The 20785-nt window shown below is 39.2% G+C and carries 17 protein-coding genes; 14 read left to right on the top strand and 3 right to left on the bottom strand.

Translation table 11 applies throughout. From position 1 onward, the window contains the following. Positions 1-107: 107 nt before the first annotated feature. Together AC27H3_RS09780 and AC27H3_RS09775 are read right to left on the bottom strand one after the other, a co-directional pair. Complete coding sequence (locus AC27H3_RS09780; protein WP_487105775.1) at positions 108-1412, bottom strand: NAD(P)/FAD-dependent oxidoreductase; 1305 nt, start codon at positions 1410-1412, stop codon at positions 108-110. Positions 1413-1853: 441 nt separating this feature from the next. After that, a complete protein-coding gene (locus AC27H3_RS09775) occupies positions 1854-2720 on the bottom strand; it encodes a LysR substrate-binding domain-containing protein (protein ID WP_487105773.1) in 867 nt (288 codons plus the stop codon). A gap of 239 nt (positions 2721-2959) precedes the next feature. On the opposite strand from AC27H3_RS09775, the gene AC27H3_RS09770 reads away from it, so the two are divergent. Next, entirely contained in the window at positions 2960-4090 is a 1131-nt protein-coding gene (locus AC27H3_RS09770) for an S-(hydroxymethyl)glutathione dehydrogenase/class III alcohol dehydrogenase (protein WP_085304734.1), read from the top strand. Positions 4091-4448: 358 nt separating this feature from the next. Then, on the top strand, positions 4449-5300 hold the full coding sequence (fghA, locus tag AC27H3_RS09765) for an S-formylglutathione hydrolase (protein WP_487105771.1): 852 nt from the start codon (positions 4449-4451) through the stop codon (positions 5298-5300). Positions 5301-5604: 304 nt separating this feature from the next. On the opposite strand, the gene AC27H3_RS09760 is transcribed toward fghA, so the two are convergent. Next, a complete protein-coding gene (locus AC27H3_RS09760; protein WP_487105769.1) occupies positions 5605-5955 on the bottom strand; it encodes a DUF1428 domain-containing protein in 351 nt (116 codons plus the stop codon). Between the two features lie 517 nt (positions 5956-6472). Here AC27H3_RS09760 and puuE point away from each other — a divergent pair. The 12 genes from puuE to AC27H3_RS09700 all read left to right on the top strand — a co-directional run bounded on the left by puuE (position 6473) and on the right by AC27H3_RS09700 (position 20614). Beyond that, entirely contained in the window at positions 6473-7393 is a 921-nt protein-coding gene (puuE, locus tag AC27H3_RS09755) for an allantoinase PuuE (RefSeq protein ID WP_487105767.1), read from the top strand. Between the two features lie 195 nt (positions 7394-7588). Then, positions 7589-9772 carry a malate synthase G gene (locus AC27H3_RS09750; RefSeq protein WP_487105765.1) on the top strand — a complete coding sequence of 728 codons (2184 nt, stop codon included), beginning with the start codon at positions 7589-7591 and terminating at the stop codon, positions 9770-9772. A gap of 5 nt (positions 9773-9777) precedes the next feature. Further along, entirely contained in the window at positions 9778-10614 is an 837-nt protein-coding gene (locus tag AC27H3_RS09745; RefSeq protein ID WP_487105763.1) for a bifunctional allantoicase/(S)-ureidoglycine aminohydrolase, read from the top strand. A gap of 455 nt (positions 10615-11069) precedes the next feature. Beyond that, on the top strand, positions 11070-12527 hold the full coding sequence (gene xdhA, locus AC27H3_RS09740; protein ID WP_487105761.1) for a xanthine dehydrogenase small subunit: 1458 nt from the start codon (positions 11070-11072) through the stop codon (positions 12525-12527). Beyond that, positions 12520-14883: a xanthine dehydrogenase molybdopterin binding subunit gene (gene xdhB / locus AC27H3_RS09735; protein ID WP_487105759.1), complete on the top strand. Its 2364-nt coding sequence runs from the start codon at positions 12520-12522 to the stop codon at positions 14881-14883. The genes xdhA and xdhB overlap by 8 nt, the downstream gene beginning before the upstream one ends. 10 nt (positions 14884-14893) lie before the next feature. Further along, positions 14894-15808 (top strand): xanthine dehydrogenase accessory protein XdhC, encoded by a 915-nt coding sequence (gene xdhC / locus AC27H3_RS09730; protein ID WP_085304718.1) that lies wholly within the window; start codon positions 14894-14896, stop codon positions 15806-15808. An 82-nt stretch (positions 15809-15890) separates the two neighbouring features. Continuing rightward, the gene (gene uraD, locus AC27H3_RS09725; RefSeq protein WP_487105756.1) at positions 15891-16391 is read left to right on the top strand and encodes a 2-oxo-4-hydroxy-4-carboxy-5-ureidoimidazoline decarboxylase; all 501 of its coding nucleotides are present in this window, start codon (positions 15891-15893) and stop codon (positions 16389-16391) included. Beyond that, positions 16388-16729, top strand: a complete 342-nt coding sequence (gene uraH, locus AC27H3_RS09720) for a hydroxyisourate hydrolase (protein WP_487105754.1) — start codon at positions 16388-16390, stop codon at positions 16727-16729. Before uraD ends, uraH begins: the two co-directional genes overlap by 4 nt. 22 nt (positions 16730-16751) lie before the next feature. Beyond that, positions 16752-17258 (top strand): ureidoglycolate lyase, encoded by a 507-nt coding sequence (locus AC27H3_RS09715; protein ID WP_085304712.1) that lies wholly within the window; start codon positions 16752-16754, stop codon positions 17256-17258. 62 nt (positions 17259-17320) lie between these two features. Next, positions 17321-18607 (top strand): guanine deaminase, encoded by a 1287-nt coding sequence (guaD, locus tag AC27H3_RS09710; protein WP_487105751.1) that lies wholly within the window; start codon positions 17321-17323, stop codon positions 18605-18607. A gap of 48 nt (positions 18608-18655) precedes the next feature. Further along, positions 18656-19846, top strand: coding sequence for a urate hydroxylase PuuD (locus tag AC27H3_RS09705; protein ID WP_487105749.1), 1191 nt, complete (start codon positions 18656-18658; stop codon positions 19844-19846). 141 nt (positions 19847-19987) lie between these two features. Then, entirely contained in the window at positions 19988-20614 is a 627-nt protein-coding gene (locus tag AC27H3_RS09700) for a TetR family transcriptional regulator C-terminal domain-containing protein (RefSeq protein ID WP_487105747.1), read from the top strand. Positions 20615-20785 lie beyond the last annotated feature (171 nt).

Here is a 20785-nt window from a genome sequence, read left to right as displayed (position 1 = left end):
TAATATATAAATTACTTATATTCAATCATATAAAAAAGGTGAGTAAATTTACCTTTACTAACCTTTTTTAATAATGAAACCTAAGTAAGGTGAAGTTTGTTTTTATACTAATGTAATTTCATTTTTGGGCGTACAACGCGCAGTATTTTTTCGCTTATCCACAAAACCAATGTTTTAGCGCTACCGTGTATAGCTTGTTGGTGCATTCGATAGAGTGATAAGTAAACAAAGCGCGCTATTTTTCCTTCAACAAAAAAACTGCTGCTTGTTAGATTCCCCATTAAATTACCAACCGTACTATAACGAGAAAGGTTAACTAAAGAACCGTGATCGCTATAAATAAACTTGCTAAGGGGTTGCTGTTTTAGTGTCGCAATAAGGTTTTTTTCTACACATTGCGCCATTTGGTGAGCAGATTGAGCACGCGGTGGAACTTGTATACCATCGGGTTGGGTAAAGGAACAGCAATCACCTAAAACGAAAATATTTTCATCAACACTACTTTGTAAGAACTGGTTCACTTGAATCTGATTACTGCGAGTTAATTCAAATATTCCTATTGCTTTAATAAAGTCTGGCGCTTTTACACCTGCTGCCCATAACATTATATTGGCATCAATATGTTCATCATCTTTAGTTATAAAGCCATTTTCAGTCGCTGCTTTTACTTGCGTGTTTTCACGCACGTTAACACCTAACTTTAATAGCTCACGTTTAGCGCTGGAAGCAATTCGTTCAGGCAGGGCAGGTAAAATACGTGGTCCAGCTTCAATTAAATGAATATGCAGACGTTTAGCTGTCATGTTTGTTAAACCATATAGCTTTAGTAAGTCAGATACATGGTACAGCTCAGCTGAAAGCTCAACACCTGTTGCGCCACCTCCTACAATTGCAATATTGAGCGATTGCTGTTGATTATCATCTTGGTGAAGGCGAGTAAAACTGTCGAGTAAAGTATGTTGAAAGCGTTCAGCTTGTTGGTTTGAATCTAAAAAATAGCAATGCTCTTTGATACCTGGCGTATTAAAGTCATTACTGACACTGCCAATAGCAATAACGAGATGGTCATATTTCACTTTGCGCTCTGGCAAAATAATATGTTCAAGCTCGTCATGAAGTGCTGCAAGCGTAATTGTTTTATCGCTTTGGTCAATATTGCAGAAAGTGCCAAGTTGAAAACGATAATAATGTTTAGCGGCATGCGCAGAGTAAACAACACCGTCTAAATCTGGGTCAATAGAGCCAGTGGCGACTTCATGAAGCAAAGGCTTCCATATGTGAGTACGATTTTTATCAACAAGTAAAATATCAGCTTGATTTTTTTTACCGAGTTTATGACCTAATTGTGTTGCTAATTCTAGTCCGCCTGCACCTCCGCCAATTATGACGATTGTAGGTGTGGTAATGCTCATAATATTGTCCTAAAAGTAATATTTAAAAACGATTTTAAAAAGAGTACTAGCGTAAACGTTGCAAATAATGGTTAAGTAATTCGATTATTATAACACCGGAGGTATACGAGCAGTCACCCTAAATTTGACCAATTTTAAAGCTAAATGTGGTAATGCCGGATAACACTATTTGTAGGTATTATAGAGTGAAACTTTTTATGTTTTTTACGTTCGTGCAATTAAAGTTAAAAACAACCTTTGCTGTAGCTCTTTGATAATGAATAGTTAAATTAAATTTATAATGAATTTTATCTCTAAAGATATTAGTTAAATTTGTTTAATAAACTCAAATATGTAAACCTTAAAAGCACTGACATTATATCGTTTTAATCTAGTTTGTAGTCAATTGTACTTAGGTAGGCTTTAAGTGCACCGAATAGCCAATAAACAACGTATACAGAATCAAGCCAGTTGCTCAGCCAAGTAATCAACAAGCAGTCTTATTCTTGGTGAAAGGTGTCTATTTTGTGGGTATACCGCCCAAATACTTTCATCAGGCGCTCGGTAATTATCTAATAAAGAAACAAGCTCACCACTATTGAGATGTTGTTCAACATAATAATCAGGAAGTTGTACTATACCTAAACCTTTTAATGCTGCATCGGTTAAGCAATGACCGTTGTTGTAGCGTAAACGTGCTTTTAAACGGATACTTTTTTCTTTGTCTAATTCAATAAAATGCCAATAATCTGAAGAGCCTAATAAGCAGCTGTGCTGACTGAGTTCAGCAATAGAATGTGGAATACCATGATTTTCTAAGTAGCTTGGCGCAGCACAAACATAATTGGCACGCTTACCGAGTTTTTTCGCCATCATCGACGAGTCGCTGAGTTTACCAACACGAATGGCTAGGTCGTAACCATCTTCAGCTAAATCGATTTGCCGATTGCTTAAATACGCTGACACTTCAACATCATTATATTGTTTTACAAAATTATTTACTAATGGGAGTATTTGCTTTTCACCATAAGTTACGGGTGCCGTTAGTTTTATTTTTCCTTGGGGTTTAGATTTTAAATTGGTAACAGCACGCTCAGCAGCATCTAAACCATCAAGCACACTACGACAATGTTGATAAAAAACTTTACCTTCTTCAGTTAAAGATACTTTGCGAGTAGTGCGATAAAATAACTTAATGTTGAGTCGGTTTTCTAATGCGCTAATTTGCCGACTCACTTGCGCCGTTGATATAGCCATTTTTTTTGAAGCGAGCGTAAAGCTTTCATTTTCAGCGACAAAAACAAATTCGCTAATACCTTCCCATTGCATGATTATTACCTATATGTACAAGTGAATTACAAATTAGCATATTATCATTCGCTAAGAAATTAATATAATTAACCCAATAAAAACAATTCTTTTACTGTCATTGTTACTTGTCAGTAAAAGTGAATTGTATTTTAGCTACATTATTATAATTTTATTAATGTAGTAAACTTGTTTCATAACAAGCATCTTATGTTTGTGTTTTAACAATAAAATATTTCAATTTAAAAGTGAGAATGAATATGTCAGATAAATTTATTAAATCTAAAGCCGCTATTGCTTGGGGTCCTAAGCAGCCATTATCTATCGAAGAAGTTGATGTAATGTTGCCAAGAAAAGGTGAAGTGTTAGTAAAAGTTATTGCCTCAGGCGTATGTCATACCGATGCTTTTACTTTATCAGGTGAAGACCCAGAAGGTATTTTTCCCGTAATTTTAGGCCACGAAGGTGGTGGTATTGTTGAGCAAGTGGGCGAAGGCGTTACCAGCGTAAAAGTAGGCGACCATGTTATTCCTTTATACACACCAGAATGTGGTGAATGTAAATTTTGTTTATCGGGTAAAACCAATCTGTGTCAACAAATTCGTGAAACTCAAGGTAAAGGTTTAATGCCAGATGGCACAACACGTTTTTATAAAGATGGTCAGCCAATATTTCACTATATGGGTTGTTCAACATTTTCTGAATACACAGTATTGCCAGAAATATCACTAGCGAAAGTAAATAAAGATGCGCCGTTAGAGGAAGTGTGTTTATTAGGTTGTGGCGTTACTACCGGCATGGGCGCTGTAATGAATACAGCAAAAGTTGAAGAGGGCGCAACCGTTGCTATCTTTGGTCTTGGCGGTATTGGTTTGTCAGCGGTTATTGGTGCAACTATGGCTAAAGCCGGCCGTATTATCGCGATTGATATTAACGAAAGTAAATTTGAGTTAGCCAGAAAGTTAGGCGCTACTGATTGTATTAACCCGAAAGATTATGATAAGCCAATTCAAGACGTGATTGTTGAACTAACAGACGGTGGTGTTGACTATTCATTCGAATGTGTGGGTAACGTGAATTTAATGCGCTCTGCTTTAGAATGTTGTCATAAAGGTTGGGGTGAGTCAGTAGTCATAGGTGTTGCTGGTGCAGGGCAAGAAATTTCAACCCGCCCGTTCCAACTGGTTACTGGTCGTGTATGGCGCGGTTCAGCATTTGGTGGTGTAAAAGGCCGTACAGAGTTACCTGATTACGTAGAGCGTTATTTAGCTGGTGAATTTAAATTAAGTGACTTTATTACCCATACAATGGCGCTTGAAGACATTAATGAGTCGTTTGAACTAATGCATAAAGGCGAAAGTATTCGCACCGTTATTCACTTTGATAAGTAACCTGAACTCGGGATAAGCAGCACTTGCTCAATGCTACATTTTAACCCATTCTCTGCGTTAAAACGTTGATAAATAGCTCGCTATTCATCAACGTTTTGCTTGGAAAATGGCATGAAATGAAACATTGATGGTGTCTATTCGTGATGTTCACTTGCTATAGCATTTACTTTACCACCTAAACTTTTGATTCACTTGAGTATCAAACTCTCATTATCCAGAGTTTAGGTTAAGTAATATTTTTCTAAATAATCACAAACTATTATAAACAGTTTGTATTGCCCCTTTTAGCGGATAACTTATTTTTATAAGACTTGCCTAAGGCAAAATTGCTAAAAGGAGTAACGTTTTGAGGTGTCTTATGACAATTGATCATTTAATCGAAAACGTCAGTGTAAATAAAAGTTTTGGTGGTTGGCAAAAACAATATAGTCATCAATCTACCGTACTAAATTGTGCTATGCGTTTTGCTATTTATTTACCTCCACAAGTATCAAGCGGCGTAAAAGTTCCCGTGCTTTACTGGCTTTCAGGCTTAACCTGTACTGATGAAAACTTTATGCATAAAGCTGGCGTACAGCGTATTGCTGCAGAACTTGGCATTGCTATTGTTGCGCCAGATACCAGCCCTCGTGGTGAAGATGTTGCCAATGACGAAGGTTACGATTTAGGTCAAGGTGCAGGTTTTTATGTTAATGCTACGCAAGCGCCTTGGAATCGTCATTACCAAATGTACGATTATGTAGTAAATGAATTGCCTGCGATTATTGAAGCTTCTTTTCCGGTTTCTAATAAACGTGCGATCAGTGGTCATTCAATGGGCGGACACGGTGCTTTAACGATTGGTTTATTAAACCCAGAGCGTTACAGCTCAATGTCGGCATTTAGCCCAATTTGTAACCCAATTAATGTGCCGTGGGGTAAAAAAGCATTTACCGCCTATTTGGGTAAAGACCAAGCAACATGGCAAAACCATGATGCTAGTGAGTTGATGCGAAAAGCCAGTAACTTTATTCCTGCTAAGGTTGATCAAGGTGGGGCTGATGACTTTCTTGAACAGCAATTAAAGCCTGAGACACTTGAAGCTGCAGCTAAAATTAACAACTACCCGTTAACCTTGGCAATTCATGAAGGTTATGATCACAGCTATTATTTTATAGCATCGTTTATTGAAGAGCATGTGCGTTTTCATGCCGCTCATTTAAACACATAAATACTCAATCAATTAAATGCTCAAACCCCAGTAACTTGAACGGGCGTTTGAGCATTTTATGCTTATTATTGTGTTAAAATAACCTGAGCTCTGGATAAGCAGCACTTGCTCAATCCTCGCTTTTAAGCCATTATCTGCGTTAAAACGTCGATAAATAGCGCGCTATTCATAAACGTTTTGCCTTGGAAATGGCATAAAATGAAGCATTGATGGTGTCTATTCGTGATGTTCACCTTGCTATAGCATTTACTTTGCCACCTAAGCTTTTGTTTCACTTGAGTATCAAGTACTCATTATCCAGAGTTCAGGTTAAAATAGTTTCAAAGCCGCCAAAAATCATCCGTTTGCCATCAAAAGGCATTGTCATGTTTTCTTCGCTCATGCGTGGATCAGCCATTACTTTTTTCATCCCTGAATCTCTTGCTTCTTTTGACAACCAAGTGATCCAAGAAAATACCACTGTCTCATCAGGCTGGCATTTTACGGCGATAGGGAAAGAGGTTGTCTCACCGTCTGGAACATCATCTCCCCAATTTTCCACCACAGTTAACGCACCATGCTCTTTAAACATAACAGCCATTGTTTTTGCCAAGGCTAAATAACTTGCTTTATTGGCGGTGGGAACGGCCAAAACGAAACCATCTACATATGCCATGTTAAATTTTCCTATTCCACGTTAGTGGGTTGTTAGTTTTTAGGTTAAATAAAGTTTAGCAGCAATGGCTAATTTGTCTGCCTACCAGACTAAACAGTTAATAATAAAATCATAATAAAAAGCTATTATTTAATAAATTTTGTCCTTAGAATAATGCTGACTATTGTGTCAACTTTTCTGTGTTATATTGTTGACACTCAAATTTTTGTTCAATATGCTAAGTGATATCACCTCACCAAAATAATTTATGCATTGCCTGTTACTTATCGGCAATGCTCTATCACTAGCGAACAATAAAATACCTTCAAGGGTATTGGGAAAACATTGAATATTGCCATTAACTTTTAAAATCAGCTGTAGATGCACAGATATAAAAGCTTAGCATTAACATTTTTTAATTTGAAAGTTATAACCTAAGGAATTCCTGTAAGATATTGGTTTTATTTTATAAATTAAAAAGTGCAAGGTATTTAAACTCCACAGTCATGATAAAAAACACGATTAAGTAGACAAATATATGAGTGCAGAAAATATAAATAACTATCCTCGAGATATGAAAGGTTATGGCCAAAAAGTGCCACAGGCCAATTGGCCAAATAAAGCTAAAGTAGCCGTTCAATTTGTTATTAACTATGAAGAAGGTGCAGAGAATTGCATCTTGCATGGAGATAAAGCCTCTGAAACGTTTCTCTCTGAAATAATTGGAGCATTGCCTTTTGAAAATGAGCGCCATATGAATATGGAATCATTTTATGAATTTGGCAGCCGAGCAGGGTTCTGGCGATTACACCGTTTATTTACCCGGCGAAAGGTGCCCGTTACTGTGTTCGCTGTTGCCATGGCTATGCAAAGAAACCCCGAAGCAATACAAGCGATGCTAGACGCTAATTGGGAAATTGCTAGTCATGGTTATCGTTGGATTGATTATCAAAAAGTGCCTATTGAAACAGAGCGTGAACACTTAAAAAAAGCCATTGAAATTCATCAAAAAATGACCGGAGAAAAACCTAAAGGTTGGTATTTAGGTCGAATGAGCGAAAACACCCGACAACTGGTGATGCAAGAAGGCTCTTTTTTATATGACGCCGACAGCTACGCTGATGACTTACCTTACTTTGTTGAAGGCATAAACAAGCCGCATTTAATTGTACCTTACACACTTGATGTAAATGACATGCGCTTTGCAAGCCCACAAGGTTTTAATGCTGGTGACCAATTCTTTAATTATTTAAAAGACACTTTTGATACCTTATATGCTGAAGGCACTGATGCACCGAAAATGATGTCAATTGGCTTACATTGCCGCATTATCGGACGCCCGGGTAGGTTTGCAAGTTTAGTACGTTTTCTAGATTACATTGAACAGTTTAACGATGTATGGCTGTGCACAAGGCAAGATATAGCAAAGCATTGGATTAAACACCACGGCGCTTCATAAGCTCTGTTAACTCAATTTTTTCATAATAATGCTTTCACAATAAATAGTAACTTACTGTCAAATTAATATGGCATTAAAGTAACTGCCAAAGCCAGTACCGATAGATATCACAGAGTATTTATTGGTTTTACAGGATTAGTTTTACATTATCGGCACTACAACTTTAAACATATAGCGTAACGAGTATCTCACCATATGACAAAATATCTACAAAAAGGGTTGTTACAGGTTAACAATGACCTAGCAAGCTTTATCAAAGAAGACGTAATACCTGGTTTGAATATCTCAGAGCCAGATTTTTGGCAGGCTTTATCAGATATTACCCATGAACTAGGGCCAGAAAATAGAGCATTATTAGTAAAGCGCGATGTTATGCAGGCACAAATAGATCAGTGGAACATAAAGCATCAAGGCAAATTTGATCTGCCAAGCTATAAAAAGTTCCTAACAGAAATTGGTTACTTAGTACCAGAAGGTGAAGACTTTACCATCACGACTCAACATGCTGACTCTGAAGTGTGCCTGCAAGCAGGGCCTCAACTTGTTGTGCCTACCGCTAATGCTCGTTTTGCATTAAATGCGGCTAACGCACGATGGGGAAGCTTGTATGATGCACTTTATGGCACCGATGTTATCAGCGAGGAAGATGGCGCTACAAAAGGGCATTCACATAACCCAAACAGAGCAAAGAAAGTTATTGCCTATGCCAAAGCGTTTTTAGACCAAAATTTCCCGCTACTTTCAGGCTCTCATAACCAAGCTATTGGTTATTCGATTAACAATAAAGCTCTTCAAGTAACATTAAGCAACGGCAACACAACCCAGTTAAAAAATGGCGAACAATTAATCGGCTTTCAAGGAGCAAAAAACAGTCCTAGCTCTATTTTATTAACCCATCATGATTTACGCGTAGCGATTGAGATAGACCCTAACTCTGCCATTGGCAAAACAGATGATGCGGGTATTAAAGATATTGCCTTAGAGTCGGCGCTTACCACGATACAAGATTTTGAAGATTCTGTAGTGGCGGTAGACGCGTTAGAAAAAATTCAAGTCTATCGCAACTGGCTAGGCTTAATGAAAGGCGATTTAAGCGAAACCATTGAAAAATCGGGTAAAGTATCACAACGTATTTTAAAGGCTGATAAAGTCTATAACGATCTTGCTGATGGCAGTTTGACTCTTCACGGACGTAGCTTGTTATTTTGTCGCAACGTTGGTCATTTAATGACAAACCCTGCGGTGATTGACAAAGACGGATTGGAAATTCAAGAAGGCATCATGGATGCCATGATCAGCACCTTAATTGCGCTGCATGATTTACAAAAAAACAATCTGCACCGTAACTCCAGAAATGGCAATGTCTACATTGTTAAACCTAAAATGCATGGCCCAGAAGAAGTCGCCTTTGCCAATAAGCTTTTTAATGCGGTTGAAGACGCTTTACATTTAGAAAGAGATACCATCAAAATTGGTGTAATGGATGAAGAGCGCCGCACCACGGTAAATTTAAAGGCATGTATTCGCGAGGTTAAAAGCCGTGTGGTTTTTATTAACACGGGCTTTTTAGATAGAACAGGCGATGAAATACACACCAGTATGTTATTAGGTCCTATGGTGCCAAAAGGTAACATGAAAGCACAAGCTTGGATTAACGCCTACGAAGATTGGAATGTAGATGTAGGCTTAGCTTGTGGTTTTTCCGGTAAAGCGCAAATAGGTAAAGGTATGTGGGCAATACCGGATGAAATGGCTGCCATGATGAAAGCTAAAGTTGCTCACCCATTATCGGGTGCAAATACCGCATGGGTGCCTTCTCCTACAGGTGCAACCTTACATGCCATGCATTACCATCAAGTTAACGTTTTTGAACAGCAAAAAGAAATTGTCAAAAGAGCACGCGCTAACATTGATGATATATTAACAGTGCCCTTACTAAGCGATATAAGCAGCTTGACTCCACAAGTTATTGAAAACGAATTAAACAACAATGCGCAAGGTTTACTTGGTTACGTTGTTCGATGGATTGATTTAGGCATGGGAGCGTCAAAAGTACCTGACATAAACAATATTGGCTTAATGGAAGACAGAGCCACCTTAAGAATTTCCAGCCAACATATTTGTAATTGGTTAGAGCACAACATTTTAACACCAACGCAAGTTAGGGCGTCATTGGAAAAAATGGCAAGGGTGGTTGATCAACAAAACTCACACGATAGCGCTTACCAGGCTATGTCAGACGATTTTGACAATAGTTTGTCTTTTCAGGCAGCGTTAGATTTAATATTTAAAGGTAAAACTCAGCCTAATGGCTATACCGAACCATTGTTGCATGAATACAGAAAAAAATTCATTGCCGCTCAGACATCAAGGAAATAAAGACCATGCCAGCTAAACACACCTACTATGCGCCAACAGGTGGATTACCACCACAAACACAATTGATTTCAGACCGAGCAATTTTTACCGAAGCATATGCGATTATTCCAAAACGCGTACTAACAGATATTGTTATTAGCTACCTACCTTTTTGGGAAAACATGCGTATGTGGGTTATCGCGCGTCCATTAAGTGGTTTTTCAGAAACTTTCTCTCAATATATAGTTGAGGTTGGCGCCAATGGTGGCTCTGAAAAACCAGAATTAGACGAAAAGGCAGAAGGGGTACTTTTTGTTGTTGAAGGCGAAATGGATGTAAACATTGAAGGCACCAATCATCACTTAGACACTGGTGGCTATGCGTATTTACCACCTGGCTGTAAATGGACATTAAAAAACAACAGCAGTGCTAACGTTAAGTTTCATTGGATCCGCAAAGCCTATCAGTTTGTTGAAGGTATTGATGCACCCGAGCCATTTGTTACCAGTGATAACGAAGTAGAAGGCATAGAAATGCCGAACACTGGCGGCGTATGGAAAACCACTCGCTTTACTGATCAATCAGATATGCGTCACGACATGCACGTAAATATTGTAACATTTGAACCCGGTGGTGTTATCCCATTTGATGAAACGCATGTAATGGAACATGGCCTTTATGTATTAGAAGGTAAGGCTGTTTATCACCTTAATGGTGAGTGGGTTGAAGTAGAAGCGGGTGACTTTATGTGGCTACGCGCATTTTGCCCACAATCTTGTTATGCTGGCGGCCCTGGACCTTTTAGGTATTTACTTTATAAAGATGTAAATAGACATATGCCCTTTATACGTCCTGCAAGGTAATTATTACTTTTTTACTTAGCTAAAAAGCGTTATTTAAAGCGCATGTAATCGTCAGCTATCATGATATTACGTGCGCATCTTATATCAGCAAACCATTGTTAGTAATAAAGCTTTTGCATCCAACCTATGCATTCAAAAATCTTCTGCTGTTAAATCTAACGACAAAACTCGTTCCATAGTACTAGCCTCAACGTTTAATCTCTTCTTTCTTATTTGGTTTAAAGCAGTATCTGAGAGTTTATTGATATTTTGACCTATTATTATATTGAAAAGGCCAGAACGCCTTTCGCTTATTAAGCGGTTGAATTAAAGCTTATAAGTCGTAATTGCTTATGGTGATTATCAGCATTAAAAGATAAAATAATAAGTTGTCACTTGTGTCAGGTTTTTATTCTGATATATTTGATGCTAAACAAGCACAATAAAAAATCATAAAACAAGAAGCGGAACCCAATATGACCACAAGTACAGTGCGTTTTTTATTAAACAACGATGTTGTGACCGTAGAAAACATAGATCCGAATTTAACGGTTCTTCAGTATTTACGTGAAGAGCAATTTAAAAGTGGCACCAAAGAAGGCTGTTCTTCTGGCGACTGTGGCGCTTGTACCGTGGTGGTAGCTGAGTTAGCGAAAGATAGCAAAGCACTCGATTATAAATCAATCAATGCCTGCATTAGTTTTGTGGGCAGTTTACATGGCAAGCAATTAATTACCGTTGAACACCTAAAACAAGGGGCGAAATTGCATCATGTTCAACAATCTATGGTCGATAATCATGGCTCGCAATGTGGTTTTTGTACCCCAGGTTTTGTTATGTCTTCATTTGCATTGCATAAACAAAATAGCAAGCCTAATCGAGCAGAAGTACTTGAAGCATTAGCAGGTAATTTATGCCGCTGTACGGGGTATCGTTCAATTATTGATGCGGCGATAGCCTCAAGTGAACATACAGAAGCAGACTCATTTGCCGAGCACTATCAACAAACGGTGCAGCAATTAAATGAATTTAAAACACTACCGTCAGCGGCGTTATCAAATGGTCGTCATCAATACTTTGCACCAAAAACCGCTAAAGAGTTAGCCGATAAATTACTGCAAAACCCCGATGCAACTTTGGTAGCTGGCGCAACTGACTTAGCCTTAACCGTGACACAAAATTTAGCCACCATTGATGACCTAGTTTATTTGGGTGATGTTGCAGAGTTAAAAACCATCTCAGATAACGCTGAAGAATTTATTATTGGCTCTGCAGTGCCTTATAGTGAATTCACCCCGATGTTACATCAGGAGTATCACGACCTTGGTGAGATGATCGAGCGAATAGGCTCACGACAAATTCGCAATAATGGCACCTTAGGTGGCAATATTGGTAATGCCTCGCCAATTGGTGATATGCCGCCAGCTTTAATCGCCTTAGGTGCTGAAATTACTTTACAACGTGGTGATCAAGAGCGAAAAATTGCTTTAGAAGACTTCTTTGTTGATTATAAAAAAACAGTATTAGCGCCGTCTGAGTTTATTAAAAATGTTTATATTCCTAAGTCTTCGGCTAATAAAGTACTGAAAGTTTATAAAATATCTAAACGCATTGATGACGACATTTCTGCGGTTTTAGCGGCATTTAACATCGAACTTAAAGATAATATTATTACCAGTGTTCGTATCGCTTTTGGTGGCATGGCGGGTATTCCTATGCGTGCCAAACAATGTGAAGCCGCTTTATTAAATAAAACCTTCGATGGTGAAAGTGTTACGGCCGCACAAGCAGCATTAGCACTCGACTTTACGCCAATGTCAGACGTACGTGCTTCTGACAAATATCGCCTGAAAGTCGCACAAAACTTAATTCAAAAGTGTTATTTAGAATTACAAAGTAAACAGATTGAAACTCGGGTAGTTAATTATGCGTAGTCTTATAAATACCAAACACTCTAACGAAAATATCAACCAAGAATCTACTGCTGTCGGCCAAGGTGGCGTAGGTCGTTCTAAAAAGCACGAAAGCGCCGATAAACACGTTAGCGGCGAAGCTTTATATATTGATGACAGGCCTAGCCTTCAAGGGCAATTACATGCCGCTGCAGGTCAAAGCACTATTGCACACGGGCGAATTAAAAGTATCGATTTATCAGCGGTAAAAGCTGCCGAAGGGGTTGTCGCCGTGATCACGGTGGAAGATGTACCCGGACATACCGATATTGGCCCAGTATTTCCTGGCGACCCGGTATTGGCGATGGGTCAAGTTGACTATATTGGCCAACCTATATTTGCCGTTGCAGCGACCAGTCACGACTTAGCCAGACGCGCGGTTAAATTAGCAAAAATAGAATACGAAGAATTAGAAGCCGTATTAACCGTAAAAGATGCGTTGGAGAAACAAAGTTTTGTCCGCCCACCTTTTACTATGCAGCGTGGAGACTCAGAAAGCGCCATTGAGCAAGCAGAACATCAATTACGAGGTGAAATTTCTGTTGGCGGCCAAGAGCACTTTTATCTTGAAGGACAAGTATCAACAGCCGAGCCCACCGAAGATGGCGGCATGACCATATTTTCTTCGTCACAACACCCAAGTGAAGTACAAAAGCTAGTGGCTGAAGTGCTTGATATCCCATTAAATAAAGTGATTGTAGATACCCGTCGAATGGGTGGTGGTTTTGGTGGTAAAGAAACCCAAGCGGCGCCATGGGCATGTTTAGCGGCCTTGTTATCAAACCACACAAAACGTCCGGTTAAATTTAAGTTAAGCCGCTCAGACGATATGTGTATGACAGGTAAACGTCATCCTTTTGAAAATAACTATCACGTGGGTTTTGATAGTAACGGTCAAATTAAAGGCATTAATATCGAAGTCAACGGCAACTGTGGTTATTCACCCGATTTGTCCGATGCTATTGTTGACAGAGCCATGTTCCACTCTGACAACGCTTACTTTTTAGACCAAGCAAAAGTTACCGGAAATCGCTGTAAATTAAATACCGTATCGCATACCGCTTATCGTGGTTTTGGCGGCCCACAAGGTATGATGACCATTGAAATGGTCATGGACGATATTGCCCGTTATTTAAGAAAAGATCCGTTAGAAATTCGTAAAATTAATTTATACGGCAAAGACGAGCGCAACGTTACGCACTATCACCAAACGGTAGAGCATAACAAAATGGCGGAATTAATTTCTTCATTAGAGAAAAGCTCAGATTACCAAGCCCGCAGAGAAAGTATTAGCCAGTTTAATATTGAAAATACGATATTAAAGAAAGGTATAGCGTTAACGCCGGTTAAATTTGGTATTTCATTTACCGTGCAACACTTAAACCAAGCAGGGGCTTTAGTTCACATTTATACCGACGGTACTATTCATTTAAATCATGGCGGCACCGAAATGGGCCAAGGTTTATTTACCAAAATAGCGCAAATTGTTGCTGAAGAGTTTCAAGTCGATGTTGATACCGTTGGTGTCTCGGCAACACGTACCGATAAAGTGCCTAATACCTCTCCAACAGCAGCTTCGTCAGGCACTGATTTAAACGGTAAAGCGGCACAAGCGGCGGCTAAAATCCTTAAAGCTCGTTTAATTGCTTTTGCTTGTGAAAAATATAATGTTGGCGAAGCAGAGGTTAGCTTTAAAAACAACCAAGTGTTAGTAGGCGCAGAAACCTTCTCATTTGCTGAGCTTGTACAGCAAGCCTATATGGGCCGAGTATCGTTATCTTCAACAGGCTATTATAAAACACCAAAAATACATTTTGATCGCGCAACAGGTAAAGGTCGACCTTTCTTTTATTATTCAACTGGCGCGGCGGTATCTGAAGTATTAATTGATACCCTAACGGGTGAATATAAATTATTACGTGCCGATATTTTGCATGACGTAGGGCACTCGTTAAATCCTGCAATAGATATTGGACAAATTGAAGGTGCATTTATTCAAGGTATGGGTTGGTTAACGACCGAAGAATTGGTTTGGAATGACCAAGGTAGACTGTTATCTAATAACCCTGCAACTTACAAAATACCGGCAATAAGTGATACCCCAAGCGATTTTCGCGTTGACTTAGTGCCAGACGATCCTAATCGTGAGCAAACCATTTATAACTCGAAAGCCGTAGGCGAACCGCCATTTATGCTCGGTATTTCGGTATGGTCTGCGCTTAAAGATGCCATTTCGAGCGTGTCAGATTACAAATTAAGCCCAGCGCTAGATACACCAGCAACACCCGAGCGAGTACTTTGGGCGGTTGAAGCGATGAAAGACAGTGAGCAGGTTTAGGTAACTACTGATGACAACAAACTGGAGCAGTGCCAGCTATAAGTTGAGCAAACAAGGCCAAGCCTATGTATTAGTTACCTTGGTAGGCGTTTCAGGCTCAACCCCTAGAAATAGTGGTACAAAAATGGTGATCAGTAATGATGACATTTTTGACACTATTGGTGGCGGGCACCTCGAACATAAAGCCATTAAACAAGCAAAAAAAATGCTGCTTAACGGTAAAAGCTGCCAACATATTGAGCACTTTCAATTGGGCAGTAATTTAGGTCAATGTTGTGGCGGTAATACTAGCGTATTGTTTGAATGTTTTGCTGCTACCGGCGTTAATATTATGCTATTTGGTGCTGGCCATGTTGGTAAAGCGTTAGTGCCAATTTTAGCGCAACTACCTTGCAAGGTAACTTGGGTTGATAGCCGTGAAGCGCAGTTTCCTGTCAATGTTGAGCAATACGACAATGTTCATAAAGTGGTGAGTGATACCCCCGAGCTAGAAGTAGCGAGCATGCCAGCCAATAGCTACTTTATAGTGATGACTCATAACCACCAAATGGATTTTGAAATATCACAAGCTATTTTAAAACGTGCTGATTTTCATTACTTAGGCTTAATCGCTTCTGATACCAAATGGCGCAGATTTAAGCAGCGTTATAAACATCGTGATATTGATGAAAACCAAGTAGCAAGAATGAACTGTCCAATAGGTTTATCGCAAGTAGGTGGTAAATTGCCGATGGAAGTGGCGGTATCTGTGTCGGCTGAAATTATTAATATCTATCAAGCTGAACAAGCTAAAGTCGAGCGCTTAAATCAACAGCTTGAGCTGTCAAACCCGCAGACTCCAGCTAACGCAATAAATAAAAGTCGTCCTAAAACGCAACAAGGTATTCACTGGCAAGCGCTTAAGCAACTGCTTGAAACAGAGTAACGAATAGTAAAGAGCGATTTTGTCCTGCGTTAACGTAAGAAAGTTGATGATAATGCACAGCAAAAATTTAACAGGAAAAACAATGGATTTAGCACAATTAAATAACTTAACTGTCGAAGAAGCCACGCATAGTTTTATGCAATGTTGTACCGCTACAACTTGGGTTGCGCGCATGGTTAATGCACGCCCTTTTAGGGATCAACAAGACTTGGTGAGTAAAGCAGATAAAGCGTGGCAAGGGCTTGAAGAAGCTGACTATTTAGAAGCATTCGAAGGTCATCCACAAATTGGAAACGTTGCTACCTTAAGAGCTAAATATGCCAACACCAAAGCGCTAGCCAGTGGAGAACAAAGCTCAGTTAGCGAAGCTACAGAAGAAGTACTTGAAGCACTTGCTAAAGGTAACGCTGACTATTTAGCAAAGTTTGGTTTCATCTTTATTGTGTGTGCAACAGGTAAAAGCGCGGCACAAATGCTGGCGTTATTACAAGCGCGTTTACCTAACAATAAAAGCACTGAATTGGCGAACGCCGCCGAAGAGCAGCGCAAAATATTCCATCTACGTTTAGAGAAATTACTATGAGCCAAATAACCACCCATGTACTTGACACAACTCGCGGTTTACCTGCACAAAACCTACCTATTACGCTATTTGCGCAAACCAGTGATGGTTGGGCCGAATTAGCTTATGGCGTTACCAATGCTGATGGACGAATTGCAGGCTTATTAGCTGACGATGTAGTACTAGCCGCAGGTATTTATCGTATGCATTTTTCAACAAAACCGTATTTTGTGGCCAATAAAGAACAAGGCTTTTATCCATATGTTGATATTGTATTCGAACTCGACAGCAGTGGCAGCCATTATCACATTCCGTTGTTATTAACCGCTTTTGGATATTCAACTTATCGTGGTAGCTAAGCTAAATAAGCAGAGAAATTTTATGCCGAAAAATGTTCAAACCGTTACACCAAAGCCATTAACACGTGCCGCTTTTACTGCTTTTGGTGATGTAATTGAAGCGAATGCTGAGGCGCATGTTTTTGCAATAAACAATGGCTTTACTCAGCGTTATCATGATCTGGCTAAAGTTGATGTTAGTGATAATGCCGGTCACGCCATTATCAACATATTTCGCTCAACGCCATTAGCTCAACCCATTGCTATTAAGATGATGGAACGACATCCCCACGGTAGCCAAGCGTTTATTCCTATGGGCCAAAACCCATACTTAGTGGTAGTTGCACCCGCAGGCGAATTTGATATAAACAAGCTAGAAGTATTTATCGCCAACGCTGACCAAGGTGTAAATTATCATAAAGGTACTTGGCATCATTTCTGTTTAGCATTGGGCGGAGAAAGTGACTTTTTAGTAGTCGATCGAGGCGGTAAAGGTGATAACTGTGATGTGATAGAACTCGATGGTTCAATCGTTATTGCAAAAAGTTAGAACAAGCCAGAATAACCGGCATAAGTTAATAAATTAAAAACCAAATTATAAGGTAAGAAAAAATGTTGAAAGTATATCGCGGAGAGTTACTGCATTTCTTGGCCGATCCAGCCAAAGTAGCTTTGCAAGACAGTTATCAATATATTGAAGACGGGTTACTCATTATTAAAGATGGCCTAGTTGAACAAGTAGGCGAAGCAAAAGCGTTACTTAACACCCTAGATAACGATGTTGACGTTATTCATTACGAAAATGGTTTAATCATGCCTGGCTTTATTGATACGCATGTACATTACCCACAAACAGAAATGATCGCCTCATACGGCGAACAACTGCTTGAATGGTTAGAAAGCTATACTTTTCCATTTGAACGCCAATTTTCTGATCTAGAACACGGTAAAAGAGTTGCCGAATTCTTCTTAACCCAATTACTTGAAGCAGGCACAACAACGGCTTTAGTGTTTGGCACTGTGCACAAAGAATCTGTCGATGCATTTTTCACTATTGCCCAGCAGAAAAAATTACGCATGATATGCGGCAAAGTGTTAATGGACCAAAACTGCCCTGATTATTTATCTGACACCGCACAAAGTGGTTATGATGATAGCAAAGCATTAATTGAAAAATGGCACAACACCGACCGTTTACAATATGCCATAACGCCAAGGTTTGCCCCTACTTGTTCAACCGAGCAACTAAACAAAGCAGGGCAGTTACTAGCAGAAAATCCAAGTGTTTATTTACATACCCATTTAAGTGAAAATAAATCTGAAATTGCTTGGGTAGAAGAACTATTTCCAGACAGCGATGGTTATTTAGATGTTTATGATAAAAGTAACTTACTCAGCCGAAGAAGCGTTTTTGCCCATGGCGTGCATTTGCACGATAGTGAATGTCAGCGTTTAAGTGAAACAGACTCAGCAGTAGCGTTTTGCCCAAGCTCTAACCTGTTTTTAGGCAGTGGTTTGTTTAACCTACAACAAGCAGAAAAATTTGATGTAAACGTAGGTTTAGGCAGCGACATTGGCGCGGGCACAACGTTTTCTATGTTAAGTACCATTAACGAAGGTTATAAAACCCAGCAACTACGTGGCGATAAACTTAGCCCGTTTAAATCGATGTTTTTAGCCACTTTAGGCGGCGCAATTGCCTTAGATCTTGAAGGGACTATTGGTAATTTCGTTAAAGGCGCAGAAGCCGACTTTATTCTCTTGGATTATCATGCAACACCGTTAATGGACAGACGTATGCAACATTGTAAAACGTTGTCAGAAAAACTATTTATATTAAGCATGTTAGGTGACGAACGTCATGTTAAAGCAACCCATATTATGGGTGAGCGGGTTTAATAAACACAATAATAATTCAATAACAAAATCTGAACACTAAGGAATTTTATGGATCCGTATATTAATGAATGGCTGAATTTAGTTATTAGATTTGCCCACCTTATTACCGGTATTGCTTGGGTTGGTGCATCTTTCTATTTTGTATGGTTAGACAACCATTTAGAAACGCCACCTCAAGAAAAAGCTGACAAAGGTATAGGCGGCGATTTATGGGCCATACACGGTGGCGGTTTTTATGAAGTGGCGAAATATAAACTTGCACCACCAAAAATGCCAGCCACATTGCATTGGTTTAAATGGGAAGCTTACACCACTTGGATCACCGGATTTTTGTTATTGTCGTTAATGTTTTACGTTGGCGCACAATCTTACTTAATTGATAAACGTGTTGCTGATTTAACGCAATGGCAAGCCATTGGATTAGGGCTTGGCTCTATTGTGGTTGGTGTAGGTATTTACGAGCTACTGGTAAGAACAAAACTCAGAAATCATGGCATTATTTTAGGTTTGATTTTGTTTGTTGTAGCAACGGCATTATCTTACGGTTTAACGCAAATATTTAGTGCGCGTGGTGCTTATATGCACATGGGCGCAATTATTGGCACCATTATGGCCGGTAATGTATTTTTCGGTATTATGCCATCGCAACGGGCGCTTGTTAAAGCAGTAGAAGAGGGCAAAGCTCCAGATCCGGCTTACGGATTAAATGCTAAAGTGCGCTCTACACATAACACTTACACCACGTTACCTATTATTTTTATCATGATTTCAAATCATTACCCGATGACCTTTAACCATAGTGCTAATTGGTTAGTGTTAATGGCAATAGTATTGATCACAGCTGCTGTTCGTCAATATTTTGTATTGCGCCATTTTGGTAAGCAAAAACCGTTAATTTTAGTGGCATCAGTTGTCGCTACTGTTGTATTAGCTGTGGCAATTGCACCACGTTCAGTGGAAATAAGTGACGAGCAACTCAAGCAAGAAGTAACGGATAGTCAAGTTACGAAAATTATTGAACAACGTTGTGGTTCTTGTCATGCAGAAAACCCTACCGATGATATTTTTACCATAGCACCGGCAGGGCTTGTGTTTTCTGATATTGATACCATTAAACAATGGGGACCGCGTATTAAAGCACGTGTTATTGACGCTAAAGATATGCCGTTCATGAATAAAACAGAAATGACAGATGAAGAGCGTACGCAATTAGCTATTTGGTTAGCAAATTCGAAATAACAATACGGTAGACTTTATAACAGTCAACGAACGGTGTTTATTATCAAGTGGCAGCTAGTACCCTCAACATTAATTGGTGGTGTTATCTGCCATTTTTACACGTTAATTTAGTGCTAGTGTTAACGGTTAATAGGAATTTAAGTGAGTAAAGAAAAAGTAAACGAAGGTACTATTCGACAAAAAAATAAAGCCATAATATTAGAGGCCGCTAAAAAAGAGTTTGTAACACATGGCTTCAAAGGTGCTTCTATTAAACGTATAGCCGAACGCGCCAATATTGCCCGCGCTAATATTCATTATTATTTTGCCGATAAAACCGACTTATACCAACAGTTACTCAGTAATATTATCGCGGTATGGAATACGGATTACGACACCCTAACGTTGGATAACGATCCTAAGCAAGTGCTCAGTGCTTATATTAGAGCAAAAGTTATGCACGCCAAAAGTGACCCCGATGCCTCCAGAATTTTTGCAAGCGAGCTAATTCACGGCGCACCCGTGCTTAAAGATTACTTAAATAATGATTTTAAAGTCTGGATAGACACTAAAGTTAAGGTGATTGAAACTTGGGTAGAGCAAGGACTAATAGACCCTATAAACCCATACCATTTGTTGTTTTTAATATGGAGCTCAACCCAACACTACGCCGACTTTAACGTACAAGTTGTGGCAGCACTAGATAAAAACGAAATGAACGATGACGACTTCGAAGCTGTAGTCGCTTCACTTACGCAAATAATTCTTAAAGGCTGTGGTATTCGATAGCTTAAAAGCAGTTTGATTTAAAGCTGTTTACTTTAAAGTTACTTATTTTACAGGTGTTTATCTTAAAAGGGTGACGCAGTTATTGAGCACCCATATTACTGAGTCGCTAACGTTAATCGAACTTTTAACAGTTAAAACCTAATCGCAACTATGCGAGTACTTATAACACTC

The sequence above is a fragment of the Colwellia sp. NW0002-52-1 genome, assembly GCF_057550865.1.
This window is presented reverse-complemented; position numbering and strand designations above follow the sequence as displayed.